A 26,233-nucleotide genomic window follows, 5' to 3' on the forward strand; every position below is an offset into this window, starting at 1 on the left:
ATTCATTAATAGTTTTTAGGAATAACCACGGTAAAGTTGCTTCCAATATCAGGTTTGCTGGTTACTGAAACAGTCCCATGGTAGTATTCTTCGACAGTTTTTTTAAGAATGGATAGTCCAAGACCACTTCCACTGATTCCTTTTGTTTTCTCATTCTTAATACGTGAAAATTCCTGAAACAGCCTCGAAATTTCCTCCTCACTCATCCCAATGCCGGTATCAATGACAGAAATTTTTATTTTATTATCATCGGTGATAATCTTGCATTCAACGGTTCCGTTTGGCTTGTTATACTTAACGGCATTAGAAATAAGATTATTAAAAATGATTCCTATTTCATTTGTATCAGCATTAACGAATATATTTGGTTCGTTGGAATCGAGAAATATTTTTATATTTTTCTGAATGGCCAATGGAGTTATTGTATCAATTGACATCTGGGCCATCTGCACAATATCAACTTTTGTAATCTCCCGTTTCTTTTTTCCGTTTTCAAGTTTGGTCAGGTCGAGCATATCCATGATCAGTGAACGCATACCCCTGATACGTTCCAGCGAACGTTCAATCATCTGTTCATAATCGCTGAGGTCGTTTCCAACCTGCTTATCCTGCATGATACGCAGGTATCCTTCGATAGCATTGATAGGTGATTTTAGTTCATGCGACAATACCGATAAAAACTGAAAACGTATCTGCTTGCTCTCTTCATTAAGTTTTTTGGTCATCCGGCTCAGATAGAGATGCTTGGTTATACCTTCCATCGCAGTTTTCAATTCCTGGGGTGTAAAGGGCTTTGGCACAAAATTATAAGCGCCGTTATTGGTTGCTTTTATAGCAAGGTCAAGTGAAGCATAAGAAGTGATCATCATTACCGTAGTATCAATATTTTTTTGATTGATATATTCCAGCACTTCTATTCCATGAATACCGGGAAGTTTATTATCGAGAAGGACTATATCTATTGGAGTGGAGTCCAGATAAGTTAAGGCTTCTTCGCCGGTTTCAACCTCGATAGTTTCAAAAGTAAAGGCTTCTTCAATAAAAGGAAAATCAACAGAGAAATTTCTCAGTATTCTTGTCAAGCCGGAACGTATTCCTTGCTCATCATCCACTATCAATACTTTCAGTATTGCCATAACATTTTTTTTTAAAGTTTCAATAATTTATTGACCTGAACCTGCAGTTGGTCGAAACGTATACCTTTTTCCAGATAGAGATCCGCTTTGATCCATTGTCTGTCTTCATCGGAATTAAGACCAAACATCATTCCTGTTTCAGCCGTCACAGCAGTAGCTATAATCACAGGCACGTCCGGATATTTTTTTTTCATTTTATAGCTAAGAATAAAACCACTGTCTTTGTTATCCATCATCAGATCGAAAATGGCCAGATCAGGTTTTGTTTTATTGATAAGTTCCTCACCTTCTTTTTGAGACTCTCCTGCAATCACATCAAAACCCATATTTTTCATGTGCAATGTTAATTGAGCCAAACTATCGATGTCATCATCGACAATTAAAACCGTTTTTTTATCTTTCGTTGTCATTTTAATTATTTTTATTAATATTTCTCGGTATTTTTATTTTAAAACAAGTACCAGTAGGTCCTGTTTCAGGGTTATCATTGGTTTCAATATTAATTTGTCCATGATGCATTTTCACAATGCCATAAATCAGAGGTAGCCCAAGCCCTGTTCCTTTTCCTATGGGTTTAGTAGTGAAAAATGGTGTAAATAATTTATCGACGCTCTCTTTTGATATGCCTACGCCCGTATCTGCCACCCAAAATTCTATATCACCATTATTTTCACTCAGCGAAATTGTTATCTTACCACCACCGGGCATAGCCTCAATGGCATTTTTTTCGAGGTTGGTCAGTACCTGCATCCATTGGTCGTTGTCAATAAAAGCATAGGGATTTGTCAGACCAGATTTGACTTCAACTTCAATATTTTTGGGTAATATTATTGAATCAACACTATGTTTGGTAAACTTCAGGATATCTGTTTCAACAAGTTTCACCTGGTTTTTACGGGCAAAATTGAGCAATCCTCCTACTATCTTTTTGCAGCGTTCGGCCTGTTCGGCAATAAGTTCAAGGTCATCCCGGACAGGGCTATCTGCAGGAGCTTCATCTTTTAGGATGTTGCTGTACATGGTAATTATTCCCAGGGGGTTATTCAATTCGTGTGCAATACCTGCCGAAAGCTGACCCATAGTTGCCAATTTTTCAGACTGTTGCAGCGATTGCTGTGCACTTGCCAGTTTCTCATTGGAAAGATTGAGTTCCTTTACTGAACTGTGAAGTTTTTCAATGGTGTTTGGCAGACACATTTCCACTTCGGCAAAGCCTTCTACGATAGCAATGGCATGTTCTATGCACGAATCGTATCCGCAGGCTCCGCAATTGAGATGGTCTTCTGCTTTTATCTTTCCCATGGATTCGAGCACTTGCTCAATAGCTTCTAAAGATGGGGATGGAATACGACGGTCGGCCGGCTTAAAATGCTGCGAATAATCCAGGTTCTTAAATTCTTTAAACTCTTTTTTCCAGTTGTCTTTTTCCAGAACTTTCATCTTTTGCTTCACATAGTTCCTGATCTTGGTGGTTTTGGTAAACAACATATTGTTATATGACATGCCGGGCCCCATTATACATCCTTCGCAGCATAGCAACTCGAGGTGTTGTGATTTATTGAGACCTTCTTCAAATTCGCGGATTGCTTCTCTGAAGTGCACTCTTCCTGAGGCCACTATGATGTTTTCCTCACAAATATCATCGGTTTTATTGATGGAATGCAGCTTGCCACGTGTTACAGGAAATATTGAAGCTTTCCCGGCAAAAGGCGGGTCAAAATCAGAGGGTTTGATATTCTCGTGTGAAATACCTGCTTTTTTCAGCATTTTCCGGAGTTCAATAAAAGTTATTACCTGATCGACCTCGTTAGATTCCGCCTTTTTAGCAATACAGGGTCCGATAAAAACTGTCTTTACATCCTCGCCGTACTTTTTCTTTATCACACGTACCATGGCCACCATTGGTGAAACGATGGGGGCCAATGATTCAATCAGTTCGGGATGATAATGCCTTACATAATATGCAATAGCCGGGCAGTCGGACGAAATGCTTTTGGGAGCATTCATATCATTCAGCATCTTTTCATACTCGTGAGCCACCATATCGGCGCCAAAACCGACTTCTACCACCCAGGTAAAACCTAATTTGCGAAGCATACCGACCAGTTTCCTGTAATCGGAAATCTCCGCAAATTCGGCAGGAAAACTCGGAGCAACGCAGGCTACAGTTTTTTCATTAGCAGCCAGGTATTCTTCTACTGGCGCTATCGTATCCACAAAAACTTTGGCTTTCTGGCTGCACACTTTCGTACAATTACCACACCCGATACAACGTGATGAAATGACTTCTGCCTGCCCGTTAATTATTTTGATAGCTTTAACAGGACATTCCCTGACACAGGTATAACAAACCCTGCAACGGTCTTTAACGGTGTATACCAGCTCATTATTAATCAGATTACCCATTGCCCTGTTTTATTATAATGCAAATCATTTAAATTACAAAAGAACTTCGCGTTTGAAATACTTTGTATGCAATAGTTCATGACTTTTGTGCTGTAGCGGCTCACCCAGGAAGTTAGAGTATAATTCAACAATTTCCGGGTTTTTGTGTGAAACCTTCAATGTTTCTTTGTCATCTATTTCATATAAAGAATTCATACGTGCTTCGATAACTTCTTCGGTTATTCCAATGCGCTGTCCGCCGCCTGCGATACATCCACCAGGGCAAGTCATCACTTCAATAAAATGGAGGTCGTTCCGGCCATTCCTGATTTCTTCAATCAGTTTTCCTGCATTGGCCAGTCCACTTACAACAGCCACTCCTATCTCAAGGTCATTAATTTTAATACGTGCTTCTTTATGACCCTTAAGTCCGCGAACAGCATTTATTTTAAAATTAGTTAGTTCGTTGCCTGTGAGCTGTTTATAGGCAGTTCTGAGAGCGGCTTCCATAACACCTCCGGTAGCACCAAATATTTTACCAGCCGAACTACGCACACCCAATGGCGAATCCGTAAGTTCAGGTTCGATATTATGCATATCAATTCCGTAGAGTTTTATCAATTCGATTAATTCGCGGGTGGTCATTACGATATCCACATCGTTAATTCCTTCGCGTCCCATGGTATCGCGCTGCGCCTCAAATTTCTTGGCTGTACAAGGCATGATAGACACAGAGATAATGTCTTTGGGTTCTAATTTTGCCTGTTTTGCAAAATAGCTCTTTATGATAGCTCCTGTCATTTGCTGCGGAGATTTGCAGGTTGAAAGATTATCTAAATAATCCGGAGCAAATTCTTCGGCATATTTCACCCAGGCCGGACAACAGCTGGTAAACATAGGCATGGTTTTTCCCTTTACGATACGATCTATCAGCTCTGAAGATTCTTCCATAATAGTAAGGTCGGCTCCAAAGGTTGTATCAAATACAAATGAAAATCCCATTTTACGCAGGGCGGCATTGAGGATACCGTTAATATCCTGCCCCGGTTTCATACCGAACTCTTCGGCCAATGAAACTGAAATGGATGGGGCGTACTGAACAATAGCCACTTTCTCTTTTTTGTGTAAAATTTCCTGAACTTCCGATGTTTGGTTTCTCTCCGAAAGAGCTCCTGTAGGACACACCATAATACATTGTCCGCAGTTGACACAGCTGGATGTATTGAGACCCTTGCCCATTGATGTGCCTATGAGTGTTTTGCTGCCACGATTGATGTATTCGATACATGACACACCCATTACTTCTTCGCACACCCTTACGCAACGCCCGCAAAGTATACATTTTGCCGGGTCGCGGATGATGCTCAGGCTGGAATGATCCATTTTGTGTTTATTCTTCATGCCATGAATACGGCGGTCTACCACATGATATTCTTTTGCAAGGTGCTGCAGTTCGCAGTTGGCATTTCTCACGCAATAGAGGCAATCGTCGGGATGGTTCGACAGCAGCAGTTCAACAATGGTTTTGCGTGCTTCGAGAACACGTGGTGAGCGGGTGTTAATTTTCATCCCGTCGCTGACAGGAAAAGAACAGGAACTTACCAGCTTTGAGCTACCTTCGAGTTCTACCACACACATACGGCAGGCACCCGAAGGAATGAATTTTTTCATATGGCATAGTGTAGGCACTTTTATACCATTGCGGTTAAGCACTGTCAAAATAGTTTCGCCTTTTTCAGCGTTATAATTTTTTCCGTTTATTTCAATATTCAAACTCATAATATCCTAATTTTTAAATCATTTCAATAGCTTCAAATTTACATGCTTCGTGGCAAGCGCCGCAGCCGATACATTTATCTTCCTGGATAAAATGCGGAGCCTTACGGGTTCCAATAATTGCTGAGGTGGGACATTTTTTTGAACATACTGTACAGCCGGTACATTTATCTGTTAAAATACGGAATTTTCTCAGGTCGGTGCATTTTCCGGCAGGGCAGACTCTTTCAAAAACATGAGCTTCGTACTCATGGCGAAAATAACGAAGGGTGCTTAACACCGGATTCGGAGCCGTTTGTCCCAGACCACAGAGCGATGTTTCTTTAATGACTTTTGCCAGTTTTTCGAGCTGTAAAACACCCTGAAAGCGTTCGAGGGCATCTCTGTTGTCATTGGGTTTAGGTTTTGAAGTGATACTCTGAAGAATTTCGAGCATGCGCTTAGTTCCCTCACGGCATGGAATACATTTTCCACAACTTTCACGCTGGATAAAATCCATAAAGAATTTAGCGATGTCCACCATGCAGGTATCTTCGTTCATCACCACCAAACCTCCGGAACCCATCATGGCGCCTGCTGCTATCAGGTTTTGATAGTCAATTTGAATATCGAGGTTCTCTTCGGTGATACAACCGCCAGAAGGACCTCCAATTTGAACGGCCTTGAATTTTTTGTCGAAAGCAATACCGCCCGCAATATCAAAAATTATCTGACGAACCGTTGTTCCCATAGGAATCTCAACAAGACCTGTATTTTTCACATTTCCTGAAAGGGCGAACACTTTTGTTCCTTTACTCTTTTCGGTACCGGTAGAACTAAACCAGTCAGCGCCCCGCAAAATGATTTCGGAGACATTGGCATAAGTTTCCACATTATTGATTATGCTTGGCTTTCCAAACAAACCACTTTCAGCGGGGAAAGGGGGACGAGGACTTGGCATTCCGCGGAAACCTTCGATACTGTGCATCAGGGCTGTTTCTTCGCCGCACACAAAAGCACCGGCGCCCATTTTTATTTTTATTTTCAGGTCAAATCCTGTATTCATAATATTATGACCAAGCAAGCCATATTCTTCAGCCTGTTTGATAGCTATCTTCAGGCGCTTAATGGCCAGAGGATATTCGGCACGGATATATATATAGGCCACTGTAGCGCCGATGGCGTACGAGCCTATGGCAAGGCCTTCAAGGAGCCGGTGGGGATCGCCTTCGATAACGGCACGATCCATAAAAGCGCCGGGGTCGCCTTCGTCAGCATTACAAATCATGTATTTCTGGTCGGCCTGAGTTTTGAATGCCAATCTCCATTTTGTTCCTGTGGGAAATCCGCCACCTCCACGCCCGCGAAGGCCGCTTTTTTCAATAGTGGAGATTACATCTTCAGGCGACAAGGTCTTGACAGCTTTTATAAAGCCAGCGTATCCTCCGCGTGAAATATATTCTTCAAAACTCACTGGGTTAATAACACCACAGTTTTTAAGCACCAGGCGTTTTTGCTTGACAAAAAACGGATGCTGGTTAATATCATTAACACCGGGCCATGGTTTTAGTTCATCGCTCATAAACTGACCGAGGAGGTTTTCCGGAATAATTTTTCCGGCGATAACATTGCTAAGGATATCATTAACCTTATCAAAGGTAACTTTTCCGAAAGATATCCTGTTTTTGCCCGGCAGCCTGACATCCATGATGGGTTCGACAGCACAGAACCCTATGCAGCCTACTTCCACAATGTCGGCTTCCATTTTATTGGTTTTAAGATATTCCTCTATAGCAGCTTTTGTTTTTGCTGCTCCTGCCCCTAGTCCGCATGTTCCTGCGCCAATAAAAATGGCAGCTTTCTCTTTACCTGTCTTTTTTGCTAATAATCCGGTTTTGATCGCCGCATCATTTCCGGCAGCCAGATTTTCAAGGTATTGTTTTACTGAATTGTTCATATCGTTTGTTCTTTAGCTCTGAATGATTCAATTATTTCTTTTAATTTATCGGTAGTAACCTTTGCAAAAAACTCGCCGTTGATGTTTATCACCGGGGCAAGACCGCAAGCGCCGATACAAGCCACGACTTCTATACTGAAAAGTCCGTCGCGGGAGGTTTGTCCGGCTTTAATTCTTAAAATAGATTCCAATTCCTGCAATACGGTGGCAGATCCGAGGACATGACAGGCTGTACCGCGGCATACCATAATATGGTATTTCCCAACAGGTTCAAACCTGAATTGATTATAAAATGTAGCAACACCGTAAATTTTGCTGGTAGGTATTTTCAACTTCAGTCCGGTTTTAACAATTGCTACTTCGGATAAATAGCCTTCTTTTTCCTGAATTTCCTGTAAAAGCGGGATCAATGAGTCCCTGCTGCAGTTTTCGTAGTTTTCAAGTATTTTATCAATTGCTTTTTCCATAATAAATTTGTGTTGCTACTTTTTATAAATTGTTAATAGCTAAGATTATTTTTCGTCAAAAATACGTTTCAGTTCAGGGAGTAATCTTTTGGCATCAACCGGTTTTCTGATAAAACCATCCACCGGGAACCAGATGCTTTTTCCGTCTTCGGAAAGATAATCCACTCCGGCTTTACCTGTATTGATGTCTTTTACCAGAATGACGTGCAAATCTTTAAATCCGGGATTTTTTCTGAACTCACGTGCCATGGCTTGTACATCCGGCTTTGTAGTGGTCAGGATGTCGATGGAAGTTTGCATCAGCACCGGCATTTTCGATAATTGCGGATCATCGGTAATTTCTTTTGCCAGCTCAAAACCTTCGTAACGAGTGGTCATCATGACATCAAGAATGGCCATGTCAGGTTTTTCTTCCCTGATCTTTTTCATTCCTTCTATTTTGTCATTAGCAGCAATGACTTTGTATCCTTCTTTTTGAAGAATGGTTTGAATAATGGTGATAACATCAATGTCATCATCAACGATTAAAATTTTTTTTGTTTCCATAACTTTGTTTATTTATTAATGATTATTTACTCCGGAAAAATTTCCGGTTTTTAATTTGCTGATTATGTCTGCCAACATATCATAGTTGTCGGCAGATTTCGAAAGATAAGCACAAGCCCCCGCGTTCATCATCCTTTCTCCATAATATTGTGTATCATAAGAAGAAAATGCTATAATTGATAATTCCGGATAAGTAGCTTTAGCTCTGCGTGTTGCTTCCAATCCATCCATCACCGGCATTTTGACATCCATAAATACCAAGTCGGCTTCACAGCAATCAAGTTGTTCAAGAAACTCTTTTCCATTGGAGGCTTCTGCAACAATATCAACATCACCAATATTAAGGAGGATAGTTTTAAGCCCCTTTCGGAAAGCTTCTTCGTTATCTACTATCATTACCCTGATCATTTTTGTAATTTTTGATGATACAAAATTACTATGGCAATATGGGCTGCGTAAGAGTAAAAGCCGCAGGTAGCCATTCAGGTAGAAATACCTGACAGGAATTTTGCAGCGCTGAATTAGCTTGAGTTTTAATGGAAGTATTACACCTGAAAAAAACTTAAAAATTTTTGCAATTTTTTTTAACTTCCAGAAAATCTGAACACTAAAAATGTAAAAAAAAATAAGATTTTTTCTGACCAGGTATTTTTACGGGTGTGTAAGACTTTAAAGTTTTAAAAGTTTTGAAGTCTTACAGCTGAATTACGTTAAAAAAGCATCCGCCGGTATTTACTTTGGTTTAGAATGACCGTATGGCTCTGACATTGATTTGAAAATCTTTAAGGTCGTTGCTTTGAGCCCCTGAATTCCACCCATCGAAAATAACTCCCCAGGCATTATTGCTGTCTCCTTCAGAGGAACTCCAGTAGGCGTAACCTCCCAATCCCCCTATGGCCTCTTTATTTGCGTATAATAAACTTAGCTCGTCTCTGGATGGCAAGTACCAGTCGCTGTAGCCATTGAGAACTAAATCGCTGCATATACGGGCAGCAGAAAACAAATCAGCGCATCCATTCACAATACTCGAAGTGTTTGCCATCCCGCTACCTAAAGCTGTGGATGTATTACCTATAGCTGTTCCTGCACAGCCCCATGATGATGAGGTACTTTGATCAGAAGGGGCCGCAATAATTCCGTGTGTTTCTCCAGATATGTACCCAATATCACCGGGTTGGTAAATGTATGCAATTATGCCCCCCTGAAAGCTGCTTCCAATAAGTGAAGTGGTAAATGTTAGCTCATTTCCGTACATGGTACCCTGGCTATTGGTAGCATAAGCCCTCAGATAATAAGTAGTTCCGGGTGTAAGGCCGGTTATATAACTTGAAAAACCACCTGTCCCTGTACCATCATCGGTAAAATTATTCTGGATTGTTGGTAAAGGCGTAACACTCCAGCAAACTCCCCTGGCAGTTATCGGATATCCTCCGTCACTGCCTATTTCACCACCGCTGATAGCTGAATTATGTGTAACAGATTGAATATTTTCAGTAATCAGAAATGGTGTTGAAAATGAGATATTGTTGCTTAAAGATGTACCGGCCGCATTAGCTGCCTTTATTCTGTAATAATAGTTTGTACCTGCATTTAGAGTAACCGGAATGCTGAAAGAGTAAGTTGTAACTCCCGAAATCGGAGGTGGGGTAATAAGTATAGTGTCTTCGAAGTTTGTTGAGGTGCCCCATTGAATCATCGCTTGAGTGATTAACCCTCTTGGATTAATTGTACCATTCATTTTAACAGAATACAACTGAATTTCTGTTGCTGGAAGTGCTATTAGTATAGGAGAATAACTTGTGTTTGAAACCGGAATCTTAACAAAACCACCATCTGAAAGAAAAATAGTATCGTTGCTGATGCTCAATGTCTGTAATTCATTGCTATTACTCAGATCTCCTGTATTAGAAATAGTATTACCTGAAATAGAGATGCCTGTGCCTGCATTGTAATTAAGATTCGGATTTGTTACTGGTTGAAATTTTCCAGCCGAAGAACTGTAAGTAAGTATGTTTCCGTTTTGTGCACCTGACGGATCAATGTATGTTACACCTGAAGCAGTAAAAACGTATGGGACACTTGAAAACTCCACGGTGCCTAGTGTTAACGAAAAAGTGAATGTGTTTGTCGGGTCATAATCTATTTTCAGGTATTTCTTTCCGCTGGTCCAATTTATTGCACTAAAGTTTCCGATTGTCACATAGTTTGGGTTTACACCAATTTCAAACGAAAATACCCCCTGTGTATTAGTTTGAACTGCTCTGAGTTCCTGATAAACCGTGGTTCCTCCCTGCGCGCTGTCAATGATAGATAGCCGTATCTGCAAATTAGTATTAGACATAGGATTTCCGCTACTGTTTCTGGCAATGGCCTGAAATGTGATACCCTGAGGTAGTTGGGCATACATTGACCCACAAAAGATCATCAGAATTAACAGGATGCCTGGTTTTATGATTTTTAGTATTCTCATCTTATATAATTTTCAGGTTTCTAAAAAAGTCTGACTGCGCGTACGGCCATTGTACCATTTTTCGTAACAGATATTGACCAGTTTCCTGAAAAGTAAAATCCATAAGCCATATACTCATCCATCTCCGTTGAGCTCAGCATATAATAGCTCAATCCTCCCATACTCCATAGGGTATAAAGTTTTGACAATTCATTGATACTGGGTAAATGCCAGTCGGAATACTCATTGAGTATCAGGTCGGCACACTTTTTTGCTGCAATATCTGTTTCGCTGCAGTTGGTGATTATATCCAGTGTATTTTGAGCTCCTGTACCTATTTCATACCCTTCAGCGCCTGGCAGGTTAGTATTCATACAACCATAAGAAAAATTCCCCAGGTCGTAAGGGGTTGTGATGATTCCATGTATTTCTCCTGCTATATACCCAGGGTCGCCGGGTTCAAGCAAATAGGCCACAACCCCACCCTGATATGTATCTCCCACAGTAACCGCTGCTGCTGTAAAACTTAATACATTGCCATAGGATGTCCCGGCACTGTTCGTGGCATACGCCCTTACATAATAGGTTTTTCCGGTTTCCAACCCGTTTAATGAACTTGTGAAAACGCCACTTCCAACACCATCTGTTGAGATAATATCTGCGATGGTTGGGTTGGGGGTTGTAGACCAACACACACCTCTTTGAAGAATTTGTCCACCGCCGTTCATGGTAATTGTTCCGCCGCTAAGGGCAGTTGATGGTGTTATTGCTGATATTGCAGTTGTGGTTAATGTACATAAAACTTCATTTGTAGTACAAGTTACTTCATTGCCATAAGCAGTACCTAAGCTGTTAATAGCATAGGTTCGGATGTAATAAGTGGTTCCGGGTATCAGGCCTGAAACCGTTGTAGTAAATTGTCCGTTTCCAGCTCCGTTTGATGTATGGTTATCCGCTGTGGTAGGATGTGGGGAAGTACTCCAGCAAAGCCCTTTATCAATGAGCTGTATTCCGCCATTCCAAACGACATCACCTCCTCCGATAAACCCGGTGCTGGTTATTGAGCTTGGCTCCTGAGTGATAATTTCGGGTACAGAAAATGCAGAAACAAAAAGCATATCATTACTATAACTGCTGCCAACAGCATTAGTAGCTTTAATTCTGTAATGATACGTAGTTCCTGATTTTACCACTATTTGGGCAGAAACAAAAACATCATTAAATCCTTCAATTACACCTGGCTGTGCAACAATAACCTGGCCATAACCTGTATTCAATCCCCATTCAAAATCCACCTGTGATGTCAACCCTCTCGGGTTTACTTTTCCGTTAATAGTTGCTGTATAAGGTTGTACATCACAGGCCGGCAATGCTGTTGCAAGTGGCGGGGAAAAACTGGATGGAAAAGCATAAGGCAGTCTAACATATCCGCCGTTACTTAAAAACAAAGTATCGCCATGGATGCTCAGAGTCTGTAATTCATTGGTATTGTTTATATCTCCTGCGTTAGAAATGGTGTTATTATTGAGAGAAATCCCAATACCTGCATTATAACCTTCATTGCCCGGTTCAAATTTGCCGGAAGAAGCGTTAAAATATAACAAATCCCCCTGCTGAGCACCTTCAGGGTTAATGTAAATTACATTATCAGCAAAAAAAGCGTACGGAACAAAAGAAAATTTCATCATTAGAGGGCTTAGAGTGAAACTTGATGAATTGGTTGGATCATAATCAATTTTTAGATACTTGTTCCCACTCTGCCAGTTTATTGAATTGAAATCTCCGTTATTAATTATGTCCGGATCTTGTCCTAAAATAATGGAAAAGGTTCCATTGCTGCTGGTTTTCAGAGTACGCTGTTCCTGATAAATGAGAGCTCCGCCAATTGCGCTGTCAATAACAGTCAACCTGACCTGAATATCACTGTTTATATATGGATTGCCTGTAATATCACGAGCTATTGCCTGAAAATTAATTCCCCCCGGAACTTGTCCAAACAGACTACACCAGCAACAAGCGATATTAAATAGTAGAAAAAGCAGAGGTATTTTATGTTTTAATTCCATATTAATTGCATTATGTATTGTTATTGTTTCACGAATTTTATGTTGCCGATACTTTGCCCTTCTGGTGTAATTCCGCTTAAGATATATGTGCCTTCAATAAGCATCTGGACATTGAGTGTGAATATTTTGTTTGTTGAAAACATATTTTGTGACATAACAATTTTCCCATTGATGTCAAAAACCTGAAATGAAACATTTGTTTCCTTTAGCCCGTCAACTCGTAAATTAACATAATCTTTAACCGGATTTGGATACAGCAACATGTTATTTCCCGGGTTATTATTTTGTATTTCGTTATTAGATGCAGTTCCGGTATTGCCAAGGTCGCTTTGCGAACCCGCATTAATAGATATATCGTTATTACTGATTGAGAAAACAAATACTTCTCCCAATGTGGCATTAAGAGTGTCGCCTGCAAGCCCGCCCGATGAAACAACAACATGGTCGAGTGATTGAGCTTGCACATTAATTACTGCTAAAGCGTGTACAATAATAATGATGAGATATTTTTTCATACATTTTAGTTTTGATATTTTACATAGTATTAAAGGAATTTACCGCTCTTACATTTATGGGCGTGGTTAACTTACTTAAAACGCCCAAAGATCCGGTTGTCAAACTATATCCATAGAAGGCATTGCCGTTAAGTTCAGTAGAACTGCCATAATAGTCACTACTGAACGTACAGAGTCCGGTTAAAAATAAATTAGTGTACATCAGGTAAAGTTCATCTTTTGAAGGCATATACCAGTTACTATAACCATTACTAACCAACTCATCACACAAACGGGCCGGAATCCCGGGAGTTGAACATCCGTTAACTATTAATGTGGTATTGGATTGGCCGGAAAACAAAGATGTGCTGTTGGCTCCGTAATACGAACCGAAACACCCCCACTCCAGATTGAGTGCCTGATCGGTAAGAGCAGCCACTAATCCTTGTGTTCCTGCCGAGTCAACATAATAAACTATTCCTCCCTGAAAATGGTCCCCGATAATCATCTGTCCTGTGGTAGTAAAAGTAATTTCATTGCCATATACCGTATCATTTGCACTTATGGCAAATGCCTTCACATAATAGGTAGTATGAGGATTTAAGTCTCTCATAATGATTGTAAAGCTACCTGTGTCTGCGCCGGAATAAATAATCAGATTGGAAAGAGTTGGGGAATGTGAAGTACGATAACAAATGCCCCTGGATGTAATGGGGGAACCAAGATCATCGAAAATATGCCCACCTGTGGTAGCCCTTGCACCAGATACTGCTATTGCCGGTTTGGTAATAACGGTTTCATTCGTTGCAATAGTTTTAAAACTTAATTCATTGCCATAAACGGTTCCGGCGGTATTGGTAGCATAAGCCCTGACATAATATGTAGTGTTAGGTAAAAGGCCAGTAATATTTCCCGAAAAAGCATTATTGCCGGTGCCATTTAAGCTAAAACTGCCCGTAATTGTAGGATTGTGAGATGTACTCCAGCAAAATCCACGGGCACTTATAAAGCCACCTCCGTTGTTTAATATCTTCGAACTGCATCTTGCAGTAGTAGTCGTAATTTGAGAAACCGATAGTGTAATTATTTCGGGGGCAGCAATCACTGCACATGCTGTCGCAAATGAACGAACCGCGATAATGTTATACCATTGCCAGTCTTTATTAAAAGAAATCTGTGCTCCTGCAACAAAATTCTGATACCAGACATTATTGTTATCAAACTCACTTGAGCTCACATAATTGCCGATAATGTAACCTCCTATATTTTGAGCAATTAAATTTGAATAAATCAGGTTTAGTTCGTCTTTGGAGGGTAAATACCAATCGTCATAACCATTATAAACAAAATTCCGGCAAACCGATGCTGCATTATTAGTGGTGCATACAGCTACAATGTTTTCGGTATTGGCTTCTCCGGAATATATGTTTGTGGCAGTACCAATCAGGGTGCCTTCGCAGCCAAAGGGCGCAGTAACTCCACAGGTAACCGGCGCACTAATCAAACCAAATCCGTTTCCATCATTGTAAATCACATATCCCCCCGCATACGTACTACCCACCAAATAACCAGAATTAAAACTTATCTCATTGCCATAAGCAGTACCCATTGCATTGGTAGCATAAGCCCGAACATAATAAAAAGTACATGTATCAAGTCCAGTAATAAGAGAATTATAAGCGCCGGTTTCAGTCCCATCAGTTGTAAAATTGTTAGAAATGGTGGGGTTGGGTGAAGTACTCCAGCAAAGGCCTCTTGCCGTCAGGGGTAATCCACCGTTATTATTAACTATGCCTCCCGATAATGCGGTATTTCCTTTAATTGCATAAACAGAAGTAGTAGTAACATCAGGAAGAGATGTTGCTGTGGTAAAGCTACCTCCTTCACTTACTGAATCGCCAACTGCATTCCATGCTTTTATGCGGAAGTAATAAGTGGTACCATTATCAAGATTACTTAATGTTGCATTTACGTTGATTAATGATTGGCCGGTAACAGGGCTTTGATTAACAACAAGAGAATTGCCGTATGATGTTGTGAGCCCCCATTCAAATTCAGTGTAGGCAGCCATACCATTGGGATTTACTTTACCGTTAAGTATTGCTGAAGTTGACTGAATAGCAGTTGCAGACATAATATTGACAAATGGCTTGAGCAAAGTAACTTGACCCTGTGGTGGAATAACAGCAAAACCTCCATTTGACAAAAAAATGGTGTCGTTGCTTTTACTGAGAATTTGCAATTCATTCGTATTGCTTAAATCACCGGTATTGCTAATAATATTTCCGGTAATGTTTATACCCGAGCCGGAGCTCAAACTTCCGGTTTGCAAAGTACCCGGATAAAATACACCTGAAGCAGCATTGTAAATTAAGGTTTGACCATCTTGTACCCCACTTATGTCAATATATTTCAAATTATCCGATGAGAAAGCATAGGGAGTTGAAACTATTTTTATCATTCCGAGACTTAAGTTAAAATTCAATGAATTGGTTGGGTCATAATCTACCTTCAGATATTTATTTCCGGTTCTCCAATTAATATTCTTAAAAATTCCTACCGGTGTAAAACTGGGGTTGAGTCCAATCTGAAATGAAAAAGAACCAAAGTTGTTGGTTTGCACAGCGCGTAACTCCTGATATACCAAAACTCCCCCCTGAGCGCTGTCAATTAATGATAAACGAATTTGTAAATTAGTATTTAGTAAGTGGTGGCCATCATCATCAGTAGCTATTGCCTGAAAATTAATATGAGAGGGTGCCTGAGCAATTAAATGTTTAACATTATAAAAATTTAATATAAATATGAGCAAAGAAAAATATCGGATTATGAATTTCATTTTATTAGAACTTTATGGATAAATAAATATCTTTATGTTAAGATACAAACTTACGTAAAAATTTCGAGTAAATTGATGTGGCTTTGTTGAATTTTAAAAGAATACAAATGTTACAGACTATGCTTTTATCAGCCCGTTTTTTATTGCAAACATCACTAAATGCGGTGAATTTTTAGCGCCGGTTTTTTCCAACAGATTGGCACGATGCCCATCCACTGTGCGGCTGCTTACTCCCAGATATTTTGATATTTCTGCATTTGACATTCCCTTACATATAAGTTCTAGCACTTCCTGTTCGCGTTCTGTAAGTTCAACGCCGGCTATACGAGAAGCAGGCCTTTGCACCCTGTTTACATTGCTGATAAATTCTTCGGAAAAATAATTTTCTCCCTGCATCACCTGTTTAATGGCCCGTTGCAGCTCATCTTTGTTCGTTTTTTTCAGAAGAAACCCTTCTGCACCGGCCTCTATCATCTGATTGAAATAGCTGATCTCTTCAAACATGGTCAGTGCAATCACTTTGACCTCGGGGTATTTTTCTACAATTTTGCGTGTAGCCTCAATGCCGTCCATCACAGGCATGCGTATATCCATCAACACCAAGTCTGCTTCATTGTTTTTGAGGATATCAAAAAGTTCATGGCCATTCTGGGCTTCGCCAATTACTTTCACTTCATCCATCTCATTAAGAATTATACGAAGTCCTTTGCGAAAAATTTCGTGATCGTCAGCGATAATTAATCTGATAATATTCATACTAAAATTATTTTACATTTAAAGTAATCAACACCGACATTCCTTCTCCTTCTTTGCTCTTGATCATAGAGAGTCCGTTGATGGTTTTTATTTTGTTGACAATATTATTTAATCCAAGGCCGGTAGGTTGTTGCAGTTTTTCTTCCACGTCAAACCCAATGCCGTCATCTTTGTAATAAAGGTTAACCTGATTGTCATTGCTTTCCAGAAACACCTCAATATTCTTTGCCTTTGAATGCTTAAGCGAATTATTCACCAGTTCTTTGATGCTCTGAAATAAAACCGTTTCTTCAATTCTCGGCCCGGTGAGTTTGTATTGTGACGCATCAAGCTTGATTTTTACCGACTGAGTGTTGATTATATAATTACAAAAATCTTTGACAGCTACGGGTAAACCAAAATCGTGTAAGATGCTGGGCATGATGTTGTTTGAAATTTCGCGTGTGGAAACAATTGCTTTATCCACCAATTCATCTATTGCCTGTAATGTTTCAGCCGGACTGATTTTATTAAAGTTTCCTTTTTTTAGAAGATCGGTGTAAAGTTTTATTGTTGATAAAAGTGGGGCCAAGCCATCATGCAGGTCGGCAGCAAAACGCTGCCGCTCCCGTTCTTCAGTCTCAATGATTGTGGCAGCAATTTTTCTTTCAATTTCCTTGCGGTCTGTAATATCACGTGCTAAACTCAGAATGGCCTTCTTCCCGAAATAATCAATCACACGACTGGACACTTCGAGAAAAATCACAGAGCCATTTTTTGCAATGTGTTCTGTTTCGTAAATATGATGGCCGTTTTTAATGATTAAATCAATGTTCTTTTTGACCAATGGAATATATTTGGGTGTTTTAATATCGGCAAAATTCTTTTTCATCAGCTCTTTTCGTGTGTAACCCAGCCGTTTAATGGCTTCGTGATTCACTTCAATGATATTGCCATCAAAATCAGCCAGAAAAATCTCATCTCCGGAATTATCAAACAATAGTTTAAAACGGTTTTCCGATTCAATCCTTCGCTGATCCGCCTTCTTAACATTACGCAAAAGGTTCCCTATGCGAAGCACACCAACAGACAAAAGGATTGCCACAATAAATACGAGAATAAAATAAACAGTGAGTATTGTTGAACGATTGCTTTGTGAGTACAAATTATATATTTCGATGAACTGTGCAATGATCAGTAAAACCATTGCAACTCCAATTATTATCCACGACCTGCGGCTTTTAACATAATCGAGCATGCGGAAAATAAACACGAGTGTGAAAATGAGCACAACCGCAGTAAGAATCAGGATAATTAAATTAAGAACCATTTCTTATTAATTTCAGTACAAATTTAGTCATTTATAAAGATTTATTTATTTTTCCGTCACCATAATAATCTGGCATTTTAAAAATAAAATGATAATTCAACATTTGTTTAAAAAACATAATATCATCAAATTCGTTTATTGTACGTCATAATAAATCACAAAAACTCAACATCAAAAAAACTAATATGAATGTACATCTACACCAAATCCTTGAGTTTTTTTATAATAAAACACATTAGGTTTGTTATCATTCTATAAATTAAACATACCAATCAATTGAATAGTTTTAATAAATCAGTTTCTATAAAATTGCTTAGTTTTGCCCCATGTGATTGGATGCATCAATTATAATTAATTAGTCACATAAAATCATTAAACAATAAAATTGATTATTATTAATATTCCTAATATTAAATACAACAAATAAAAGTGTTTTAGAGCCGAATGTATATACTGGAGTAAAAAAATAAGATGAACACTTATACAATTAAAATCAAGGGGTTAGTCCAGGGAGTCGGTTTCCGGCCTTTTGTGTACCGTTTAGCAAAGCAATATAATCTTAGTGGCAGTGTTGAAAACCGTAATGATGGAGTATGTATTAAAATCAATTGCAATGAGTTTACTCTGAATAACATCGTTAAAGAGTTAAAAAATAATGCTCCGCAAGCTTCTCAAATTGATGTAATTTCAGTCGCAGAATCGCAATTCAAAGATTTTAACGACTTTACAATATTAAAAAGCCGAAGCATTTCTGATGAAATTACAGACATCAGCCCCGACATAGCTGTATGTGGCGAGTGCCTTAAAGATATGACAAAACAAGCCAATCGTATTGATTACCCTTTTATCAACTGCACCAACTGCGGGCCTCGTTTCACCATTATTCAAAACATTCCTTACGACCGCGAGAAAACTACAATGAGGCCTTTCGATATGTGTCCGCAATGCCGTAAAGAATACACCGACATTCTCGACCGTCGCTTTCATGCGCAGCCAGTGGCATGCAGCATTTGCGGGCCTGAATATACCTTACACATCGGCAATGAAAAAGTAAATGGGATAAACGAAATTCTGTCAAAACTTTCAGATTTGATACTAAGTAAAAAAATCGTTGCCATCAAAGGTATGGGCGGTTATTTTATTGCCTGCGATGCTCAGTGTGAAGAGACCGTTGCACGTTTGCGAAAACTCAAAAACAGGGAAGGCAAGCCCTTTGCAGTGATGTTTTCAACCATAGACACACTCCATGATTTTGCTTTTGTCAATGAACATGAAAAAAAAGTACTGTTGTCTTTCCGTAGGCCTGTTGTTCTGCTGAAACAGAAAAAAAACCTCGCATCCTCTGTAAATGTGGGTTTTGATACGCTCGGGTGCATTCTTCCATACATGCCGGTTCATTATTTACTTTTTCAACATTTACCAATTCCAGCTATTGTTCTTACCAGTGGCAACATTTCCGATGAGCCCATTATCACAAATGACGATGAAGCATTAGAAAAACTCAATTGTATTACCGACGCCACTCTGACATACAACAGAGAGATTTACAACAGAAATGACGATTCTGTAGTTTTTGTAACAAACAACCAAGAAAGAATCATCCGAAGATCAAGAGGTTATGTACCTCGCCCTATCAACACAAATCATTATCTGGAAGGTATTTTAGCTGCCGGCGCTGAACTCACCAATTGTTTTGCAATAGGAAAAGGGAACAAAGCCATTCTAAGCCAACACATCGGCGATCTGAAAAATTTTGAAACATACGAATTTTATTGCGAGACCATGGAACGTTTCCGTAAACTTTTTTTGTTTGAGCCCAAAGTTGTTACCTGCGACCTGCATTCCAATTACCTTTCAACAAAATACGCAAAAGAAACTAAATTACCCCTGATACAGGTGCAGCACCATCACGCCCACATTGTCGCTTGTATGGCCGAAAACGTAATTGACGAAAAAGTGATTGGCATTGCAATGGACGGAACCGGTTATGGAGAAGACGGAAATATCTGGGGCAGCGAATTTCTGATTTGTGATTTGAACAATTTCAAAAGATATACTCATTTTGATTATATGCCCATGCCCGGCGGTGATAAAGCCACCGAAGAACCCTGGCGTATGGCAGTCTCTTACTTACATTCATACTTTGGTAAAGAATTTCTGTATTACGAACTTGAGTTTTTAAAGAATATTGATACCAACTCAGTAGAAATGGTTTGCGAAGCCATTAATAAAAAAATCAACTGCCCCTTATCTTCTGGCTCTGGCAGGTTGTTTGATGCGGTTGCAGCCCTTATAAACATTTGCACTCATAGTAAATTCCACGCCGAAGCACCCATGCGGTTGGAATCCATCATTGACAGTAATTGCAGAGATTCATACTCATTTAGTATCAATAAGACCATTGTTTTTAAAGATACTTTTCTGCAGATCATTGAAGATTTGAAACAGAAAATCAGTCCTTCAGTTATATCTGCAAAGTTTCACAACACTATTGTTAATATCGTTTTAGAAACAGTTATAAAAATAAGAAACGATCTTGGTATTAATAGAATTGCATTGTCCGGTGGAACATTCCAAAACAAATTCCTTTCAGAAAACATTGAAAATAAACTTGCTGCATCCGGATTTGAAGTATTTATCCACACCAAAGTTCCTTCTAATGATGGTGGTATTGCGCTAGGACAAATTGTAGTTGCAGCAAACAGGCTGAAACAAATAAATCCATTTTAAAGCCCCGAAGGTTGCTGTACCCGGTCGAATCCAGGCGGGGTTATTTATTAATAACATTTCGTAACTTTGCACATAAATTTAAATTTATAAGTAAATAAATGTGTTTAGCCATCCCATCCAAAGTGATTTCTGTTAATGGCGATACTGCATTGGTATCAGCCGGAGGCTCGGAATATGAGGCATCAATCCAACTTCTTGATGAAGTAAATCCCGGAGACTATGTATTGCTGCATACCGGATTTGCTATACAGAAAATCAGCGAAGAAGAAGCCTTGGAAACTTTCAAAATTTTAAAAGAACTCGATGCCCTTGAAGACCAGATAGATGCTGAAGAAAAAAATCAATAATTACCTTATCACAATGCAGTTTCAATGAAATACATTGACGAATACCGTAATTCTGAACACGTAAAAATACTTGTCAGAAAAATAAAAGAGTTGGCTACTCAGGAAGTTTCATTGATGGAAGTTTGTGGCGGGCATACCTGGGCGATACAGAAATTCGGTATCCCTTCACTGATGCCCAATGAAGTAAGGCTGTTGTCAGGTCCCGGATGCCCTGTGTGCGTTACCGACCGCAAATATATCGACCGTGCCGTGGCATACAGCCGTTTGCCCAATGTCATCATCACTACTTTCGGCGACCTTATAAGGGTCCCCGGCTCAAGTTCAATATTGAGTATAGAAAAAAGTAAGGGGGCTGACATCCGCATTGTGTATTCCATACTCGATGCGATAAAAATCGCAAAAGAAAATCATACAAAGAAAGTCATTTTTCTTGGTATCGGTTTTGAAACTACCGTTTCGAGTACCGCTGCCGGCATATTGAATGCTTATAAAGAAGGGCTGAAAAACTTTTACCTTTTCAGTTCTCACAAAGTAATGCCTCCCGCAATGGCAGCCATTATTGAAGAAGGAATAAAAATTAACGGTTATATCGCTCCCGGGCATGTCAGTGTAATTACCGGCTCAAAATTGTATGACACCATACAACAAAAATACAATATTGGTTGTGTTATATCCGGCTTTGAGCCAGTGGATATACTTCAATCTATTTTTATGCTTCTCAAACAGGTGAATGAAAAGAAATTTTCAGTAGAAATACAATATAAAAGAGCCGTTAATTACGAAGGAAATGTAAAAGCACAAAAAATTATCTCGGACGTTTTTGAAGCACGCGCCGACTGGTGGCGGGGGTTGGGGATATTACAAAATAGCGGTTTACAACTCACTGAAAAATACCGGCACATGGATGCTGAAAAAATGCTAGCTGTTGAAGTGGAAAAAACACGAGAAGACAAAGGATGTATTTGCGGAGAAATTCTGAAAGGGCTGAAAAAACCCACCGATTGCAAACTGTTTAGCAAAGTATGCACTACTGCTAACCCTGTAGGCGCCTGCATGGTTTCCCACGAAGGAGCTTGCGCTGCTTATTTCAATTATGCTGAAAGAGTGTGAGTGTGGATCCAAAAATGTGAACAGATACGGCCAGAAATTAACAACAAGTAACTAGCAACTAACGAATTATTCTTAAATACTCCCAAAAAACAATGAACAACAAAACTATCCAACTCGGCCACGGAAGCGGTGGACGCTTATCACACGAACTGATAAAAAATCTTTTCTATAAAAATTTTAAGAATCCGATACTTGATAATCAGAGCGATTCAGCTTTGCTGGAACTCAATTCTTCTTTAGTTGCTTATACTACAGACTCGTATGTGGTTGACCCCATCTTTTTCAAAGGTGGCAATATCGGTAAATTAGCTGTTTGTGGTACCATAAATGATCTGGCAGTCTCCGGTGCTGTACCGAAATTTTTAAGTACAGGTTTTATCATCGAAGAAGGCCTGTCATTTGAAGACCTTGAAAGTATTGTTACCACCATGGCTGAAGAAGCACAAAAGGCAGGGATAACCATAGTTACAGGTGACACCAAAGTTGTAAATAAAGGTCAATGCGACAAAATTTTTATAAACACTTCGGGTATCGGTTTGCTTGATGAAAAATACAAACATATCAGCACTGGCCAACAAATAAAAAGCGGAGATAAAATCATAATCAACGGCGGCATTGCCGACCACGGCATGACCATAATGGCTGCAAGGAATTTTGGCAATTTCAACACAACGATTGAATCCGATTGTGCTTCACTGAATCATTTAATCCAGGAGGTGCTGAATGCAGGGTGCCATGTGAAATTTATGCGCGATGCCACACGCGGAGGCATTGCCACAGTTTTATGCGAGCTCGCTGAAAACAAACACTTCGGCATTGAAATTCTTGAAGAAAAAGTTCTTGTAAAGGAAAATGTCCGTGGCATTTGCGAACTGCTTGGTTTTGACCCCTTTTATGTAGCTAACGAAGGCAAAGTTATTATGGTAATTGCCGAAAACGATGCGGAAAAGGCATTGCAAATTCTACAAAAAAATGAACTTGGTAAAGATGCTTCAATAATCGGCTCTATTGTTGAAAATCATCCTGGGAAAACTATACTCCAAACCGGCATCGGAGGAAAACGGATTATTGATATGCTGGCAGGGGAACAACTACCGAGAATCTGTTAAAATATATTCTATGCATGAGTTATCTATAGCAACAAGCATCATCGAATTCGCTGAAGAATTTGCTACTGAACATAAAACAGAAAAAATAAAACGGATAGAACTTGAAGTCGGGCAACTGTCTGGAGTGGTTACCGAAAGTCTTAAATTTGCCCTCGAACTCGCTGTTAAAGACACTGTTTTGGAATCGACTGAAATAATAATAAACGAAGTCACTGGAAAATCCATATGCAATAATTGTAACAAAGAATTTGAAAACCCCGACTGGTACACCCCCTGCCCTGCCTGTCAGTCCATAGATTCCGAAATTGTCAGTGGAAAAGAATTACACATCAAATCCATCATCACTGGCTGATTTTTAGTAACTTTGTAGCAAACTTAAAAAAACAAAATTATGTGTGATACATGCGGCTGCAACGACCCTAATGCCGGCGTGAGCTACCACAAGCCCGGAGAAGAACATACTCACGAACATTCGCACGAACACGGCCACGAACACCACTATTCTCATGAGCATGAACATCATCATGGCGATGAACATCACAGCCATCATCATGAACATTCATATTCCCATGAACATTCTCATGACGGGCATACCCACAACCACGACCACAATCATGAACATACAGACCACAGTTATCAGCATGAGCATACGCATGAAAAAGAATTTAAAATAGAGCATGATATATTAAACAAAAATAACATGCTGGCCGAGCGTAACCGTGGCTATTTTGAAGCAAAAAAAATTAAAGCCATCAACCTGGTCAGTTCACCGGGTTCCGGAAAAACTACCTTACTTGAAAAAACTATTGCAGCTCAAAAAGATAAATTATCGTTTTTCGTTATTGAAGGCGACCAGCAAACCATGAACGATGCTGACCGCATCCACGCTACCAGAGTCCCGGTAATTCAGATTAACACCGGAAGTGGTTGCCACCTTGACGCAGAAATGATAAACAAAGCCGTGAAACAACTTGATGTGTCAGATAATTCCATTCTTCTCATTGAAAATGTCGGCAATTTGGTTTGTCCCGCCATGTTCGACCTAGGCGAATCGCACCGCGTGGTGGTGATCAGTGTTACCGAAGGCGATGACAAACCACTGAAATACCCACACATGTTTCACAGCTCCGATATCTGCATTATCAACAAAACAGACCTGCTGCCTTATGTGGACTTTAATGTTGAAAAAGCCAAAGAATACGCCTTGAGGATAAACCACCACCTGGAGTTTTTTGAATTATCTGCCAAAACCGGCCAGGGAATGGATGCGTGGTATGCCTGGTTAAAAAAGAATATGGGATAAGCGTTTTTTTCAATAGGCCTGCGGATTTTTTTTTCTGGTGTCGTACAATTTTTCTTTTGTATTCAGTTTTTTATTTATTTTTGTGTCAACTTTTTCAAAATAAGTAACACATGAAAGTAAAACGTTTTGGAGTATCGCTTGATGAAAGTATCCTGGCTGAACTGGATCATTTTGTCAACATGCGGAAGTTCCCGAACCGTTCGCAAGCCATACGTTATCTGATTTCCAATTACCTTGTTGAAGAAAAAGTTGATGAAAATAAAATTGTGGCAGGGAGTATAGTTTTGGTTTACGATCATCACAAACGGGAACTGCAAAGTAAGTCCACCGCTATTCAACATGATTATCATGAAACCATCCTTTCGGTGATGCACGTGCACATCGACCACCATAATTGCCTCGAGACTATTGCAGTGATGGGCAAAGCCAGCAAATTAAAAGAACTGGCCGACAAGCTGATAGCTATAAAAGGTGTGAAACACGGGAAACTGGTAATTACCACCACCAGCTAATTTTTTTTATTTCATCGGTAACACTATATTATAAAAAGATAACACAAAAACATATGAAACTAATAAAAAAAGGCTTCTCCTTTCTCTTGGTATTGATACTCGGGACCCCATTTCAAATGACTGCGCACGAGGATCCAGCCAAAACTAAAAAAGAAAAAGAAGCAAAAGAAGCCAAAAGGCAAAAAATTATAATAAATAAAATCGCTCTTGTAACCATTTGGAGAATTGAAACCAAAAAAAACACGGATTCAGATAACAGAAAAAAATACGCAGAAGTATTTTATAATAAAAATGGTTGTACCGAGCAGATAAACGTATTCATTGATAAAGACAGTTTATCGGAAAAAACAATAATGGCTTATGATTTTGAAAATAAATTGATATTGGATTATGATATTGAAGGTAACACAAACAAAGGAGAAAAAACCATATTCCAATATAATAGTGAAGGTTTAATAGAAAAGATATTTGATTTTGACAAAGAAAATCACATTAGTTCGATGGCAGAATACACTTATGATAAAAAGGCCAAGCATATTATTTATACAAAATATAAATCGTTAAACAATGTGGAATATACCTTAAGGTATTTATATGATAGCAATATCGGAAACGGTAACTGTATTGAAATAGAGAAAAATGATAGCGCCGGAAAACTTATCATGAAAGTGATCAATAAATTTGATAAAAACGGAATGAGATCAGAAAAAGCCATTTACAATGATCAGAATGAACTTAATTATAAGTTTTTATATACATACACGGATACAAAAGATTTCAGTGTTATTACTAAAATCTCTCAAACCGGCGAAAGGCTAAGCAGTGACGAATATTTCTATAACGATAATGGTACGTTGAAAAAAATAATTTCAAAAGACAAAGATGAAAATATTGATGAAGTGCTTGAATATACTTATGAATAATAAACCTGCATTCGTTTTATTCATTATGCTTTGCATCTGC

The 26,233-nt window shown here is 39.2% G+C and carries 22 protein-coding genes; 8 read left to right on the forward strand and 14 right to left on the reverse strand.

Annotated elements, in window-relative coordinates; translation table 11 throughout:
* Positions 1-5: 5 nt before the first annotated feature.
* The 14 genes from M0R16_06165 to M0R16_06230 form a co-directional block, all read right to left on the reverse strand.
* Positions 6-1,136 (reverse strand): ATP-binding protein, encoded by a 1,131-nt coding sequence (locus tag M0R16_06165; protein ID MCK9612469.1) that lies wholly within the window; start codon positions 1,134-1,136, stop codon positions 6-8.
* Between the two features lie 11 nt (positions 1,137-1,147).
* Positions 1,148-1,546, reverse strand: a complete 399-nt coding sequence (locus tag M0R16_06170; GenBank protein MCK9612470.1) for a response regulator — start codon at positions 1,544-1,546, stop codon at positions 1,148-1,150.
* 1 nt (position 1,547) lies between these two features.
* Positions 1,548-3,542, reverse strand: coding sequence for an ATP-binding protein (locus tag M0R16_06175; GenBank protein MCK9612471.1), 1,995 nt, complete (start codon positions 3,540-3,542; stop codon positions 1,548-1,550).
* Between the two features lie 33 nt (positions 3,543-3,575).
* Complete coding sequence (locus M0R16_06180; GenBank protein MCK9612472.1) at positions 3,576-5,300, reverse strand: NADH-dependent [FeFe] hydrogenase, group A6; 1,725 nt, start codon at positions 5,298-5,300, stop codon at positions 3,576-3,578.
* A 13-nt stretch (positions 5,301-5,313) separates the two neighbouring features.
* The gene (locus M0R16_06185; GenBank protein ID MCK9612473.1) at positions 5,314-7,233 is read right to left on the reverse strand and encodes a 4Fe-4S binding protein; all 1,920 of its coding nucleotides are present in this window, start codon (positions 7,231-7,233) and stop codon (positions 5,314-5,316) included.
* Positions 7,230-7,700: an NADH-quinone oxidoreductase subunit NuoE gene (gene nuoE / locus M0R16_06190; GenBank protein MCK9612474.1), complete on the reverse strand. Its 471-nt coding sequence runs from the start codon at positions 7,698-7,700 to the stop codon at positions 7,230-7,232. Before nuoE ends, M0R16_06185 begins: the two co-directional genes overlap by 4 nt.
* 45 nt (positions 7,701-7,745) lie before the next feature.
* Entirely contained in the window at positions 7,746-8,246 is a 501-nt protein-coding gene (locus M0R16_06195; protein MCK9612475.1) for a response regulator, read from the reverse strand.
* A gap of 15 nt (positions 8,247-8,261) precedes the next feature.
* Positions 8,262-8,642, reverse strand: coding sequence for a response regulator transcription factor (locus M0R16_06200; protein ID MCK9612476.1), 381 nt, complete (start codon positions 8,640-8,642; stop codon positions 8,262-8,264).
* Between the two features lie 346 nt (positions 8,643-8,988).
* Positions 8,989-10,716 (reverse strand): DUF1566 domain-containing protein, encoded by a 1,728-nt coding sequence (locus tag M0R16_06205; GenBank protein MCK9612477.1) that lies wholly within the window; start codon positions 10,714-10,716, stop codon positions 8,989-8,991.
* Between the two features lie 20 nt (positions 10,717-10,736).
* The gene (locus M0R16_06210; protein MCK9612478.1) at positions 10,737-12,761 is read right to left on the reverse strand and encodes a DUF1566 domain-containing protein; all 2,025 of its coding nucleotides are present in this window, start codon (positions 12,759-12,761) and stop codon (positions 10,737-10,739) included.
* Positions 12,762-12,781: 20 nt separating this feature from the next.
* Positions 12,782-13,276 (reverse strand): T9SS type A sorting domain-containing protein, encoded by a 495-nt coding sequence (locus tag M0R16_06215; protein MCK9612479.1) that lies wholly within the window; start codon positions 13,274-13,276, stop codon positions 12,782-12,784.
* Between the two features lie 19 nt (positions 13,277-13,295).
* Complete coding sequence (locus M0R16_06220) at positions 13,296-16,094, reverse strand: hypothetical protein (protein MCK9612480.1); 2,799 nt, start codon at positions 16,092-16,094, stop codon at positions 13,296-13,298.
* A gap of 117 nt (positions 16,095-16,211) precedes the next feature.
* Positions 16,212-16,850, reverse strand: coding sequence for a response regulator transcription factor (locus M0R16_06225; GenBank protein MCK9612481.1), 639 nt, complete (start codon positions 16,848-16,850; stop codon positions 16,212-16,214).
* 7 nt (positions 16,851-16,857) lie between these two features.
* Positions 16,858-18,159, reverse strand: a complete 1,302-nt coding sequence (locus M0R16_06230; GenBank protein MCK9612482.1) for a PAS domain S-box protein — start codon at positions 18,157-18,159, stop codon at positions 16,858-16,860.
* 471 nt (positions 18,160-18,630) lie between these two features.
* Between M0R16_06230 and hypF the strand changes: the two genes are divergently transcribed.
* The 8 genes from hypF (at position 18,631) to M0R16_06270 (ending at position 26,193) form a co-directional block, all read left to right on the forward strand.
* Entirely contained in the window at positions 18,631-20,889 is a 2,259-nt protein-coding gene (gene hypF, locus M0R16_06235; GenBank protein MCK9612483.1) for a carbamoyltransferase HypF, read from the forward strand.
* Between the two features lie 98 nt (positions 20,890-20,987).
* Positions 20,988-21,236 carry a HypC/HybG/HupF family hydrogenase formation chaperone gene (locus tag M0R16_06240; GenBank protein MCK9612484.1) on the forward strand — a complete coding sequence of 83 codons (249 nt, stop codon included), beginning with the start codon at positions 20,988-20,990 and terminating at the stop codon, positions 21,234-21,236.
* A gap of 24 nt (positions 21,237-21,260) precedes the next feature.
* A complete protein-coding gene (hypD, locus tag M0R16_06245; protein MCK9612485.1) occupies positions 21,261-22,346 on the forward strand; it encodes a hydrogenase formation protein HypD in 1,086 nt (361 codons plus the stop codon).
* Positions 22,347-22,438: 92 nt separating this feature from the next.
* A complete protein-coding gene (hypE, locus tag M0R16_06250; protein MCK9612486.1) occupies positions 22,439-23,455 on the forward strand; it encodes a hydrogenase expression/formation protein HypE in 1,017 nt (338 codons plus the stop codon).
* Between the two features lie 10 nt (positions 23,456-23,465).
* The gene (hypA, locus tag M0R16_06255; GenBank protein ID MCK9612487.1) at positions 23,466-23,807 is read left to right on the forward strand and encodes a hydrogenase maturation nickel metallochaperone HypA; all 342 of its coding nucleotides are present in this window, start codon (positions 23,466-23,468) and stop codon (positions 23,805-23,807) included.
* A gap of 39 nt (positions 23,808-23,846) precedes the next feature.
* Positions 23,847-24,758, forward strand: a complete 912-nt coding sequence (hypB, locus tag M0R16_06260) for a hydrogenase nickel incorporation protein HypB (GenBank protein ID MCK9612488.1) — start codon at positions 23,847-23,849, stop codon at positions 24,756-24,758.
* 110 nt (positions 24,759-24,868) lie between these two features.
* On the forward strand, positions 24,869-25,270 hold the full coding sequence (gene nikR / locus M0R16_06265; protein MCK9612489.1) for a nickel-responsive transcriptional regulator NikR: 402 nt from the start codon (positions 24,869-24,871) through the stop codon (positions 25,268-25,270).
* A gap of 53 nt (positions 25,271-25,323) precedes the next feature.
* Positions 25,324-26,193, forward strand: coding sequence for a hypothetical protein (locus M0R16_06270; GenBank protein ID MCK9612490.1), 870 nt, complete (start codon positions 25,324-25,326; stop codon positions 26,191-26,193).
* The last annotated feature ends 40 nt before the right edge of the window (positions 26,194-26,233 follow it).

The organism is Bacteroidales bacterium, assembly GCA_023228145.1.
GTDB lineage: Bacteria > Bacteroidota > Bacteroidia > Bacteroidales > CAIWKO01 > CAIWKO01.

Excerpts from the sequence above, each read along its gene's own strand:
- M0R16_06165 (MCK9612469.1), bottom strand. The coding sequence starts at position 1,136 with ATGGCAATACTGAAAGTATTGATAGTGGATGATGAGCAAGGAATACGT.
- M0R16_06170 (MCK9612470.1), bottom strand. The coding sequence starts at position 1,546 with ATGACAACGAAAGATAAAAAAACGGTTTTAATTGTCGATGATGACATC.
- M0R16_06175 (MCK9612471.1), bottom strand. The coding sequence starts at position 3,542 with ATGGGTAATCTGATTAATAATGAGCTGGTATACACCGTTAAAGACCGT.
- M0R16_06180 (MCK9612472.1), bottom strand. The coding sequence starts at position 5,300 with ATGAGTTTGAATATTGAAATAAACGGAAAAAATTATAACGCTGAAAAA.
- M0R16_06185 (MCK9612473.1), bottom strand. The coding sequence starts at position 7,233 with ATGAACAATTCAGTAAAACAATACCTTGAAAATCTGGCTGCCGGAAAT.
- nuoE (MCK9612474.1), bottom strand. The coding sequence starts at position 7,700 with ATGGAAAAAGCAATTGATAAAATACTTGAAAACTACGAAAACTGCAGC.
- M0R16_06195 (MCK9612475.1), bottom strand. The coding sequence starts at position 8,246 with ATGGAAACAAAAAAAATTTTAATCGTTGATGATGACATTGATGTTATC.
- M0R16_06200 (MCK9612476.1), bottom strand. The coding sequence starts at position 8,642 with ATGATAGTAGATAACGAAGAAGCTTTCCGAAAGGGGCTTAAAACTATC.
- M0R16_06205 (MCK9612477.1), bottom strand. The coding sequence starts at position 10,716 with ATGAGAATACTAAAAATCATAAAACCAGGCATCCTGTTAATTCTGATG.
- M0R16_06210 (MCK9612478.1), bottom strand. The coding sequence starts at position 12,761 with ATGGAATTAAAACATAAAATACCTCTGCTTTTTCTACTATTTAATATC.
- M0R16_06215 (MCK9612479.1), bottom strand. The coding sequence starts at position 13,276 with ATGAAAAAATATCTCATCATTATTATTGTACACGCTTTAGCAGTAATT.
- M0R16_06220 (MCK9612480.1), bottom strand. The coding sequence starts at position 16,094 with ATGAAATTCATAATCCGATATTTTTCTTTGCTCATATTTATATTAAAT.
- M0R16_06225 (MCK9612481.1), bottom strand. The coding sequence starts at position 16,850 with ATGAATATTATCAGATTAATTATCGCTGACGATCACGAAATTTTTCGC.
- M0R16_06230 (MCK9612482.1), bottom strand. The coding sequence starts at position 18,159 with ATGGTTCTTAATTTAATTATCCTGATTCTTACTGCGGTTGTGCTCATT.
- hypF (MCK9612483.1), top strand. The coding sequence starts at position 18,631 with ATGAACACTTATACAATTAAAATCAAGGGGTTAGTCCAGGGAGTCGGT.
- M0R16_06240 (MCK9612484.1), top strand. The coding sequence starts at position 20,988 with ATGTGTTTAGCCATCCCATCCAAAGTGATTTCTGTTAATGGCGATACT.
- hypD (MCK9612485.1), top strand. The coding sequence starts at position 21,261 with ATGAAATACATTGACGAATACCGTAATTCTGAACACGTAAAAATACTT.
- hypE (MCK9612486.1), top strand. The coding sequence starts at position 22,439 with ATGAACAACAAAACTATCCAACTCGGCCACGGAAGCGGTGGACGCTTA.
- hypA (MCK9612487.1), top strand. The coding sequence starts at position 23,466 with ATGCATGAGTTATCTATAGCAACAAGCATCATCGAATTCGCTGAAGAA.
- hypB (MCK9612488.1), top strand. The coding sequence starts at position 23,847 with ATGTGTGATACATGCGGCTGCAACGACCCTAATGCCGGCGTGAGCTAC.
- nikR (MCK9612489.1), top strand. The coding sequence starts at position 24,869 with ATGAAAGTAAAACGTTTTGGAGTATCGCTTGATGAAAGTATCCTGGCT.
- M0R16_06270 (MCK9612490.1), top strand. The coding sequence starts at position 25,324 with ATGAAACTAATAAAAAAAGGCTTCTCCTTTCTCTTGGTATTGATACTC.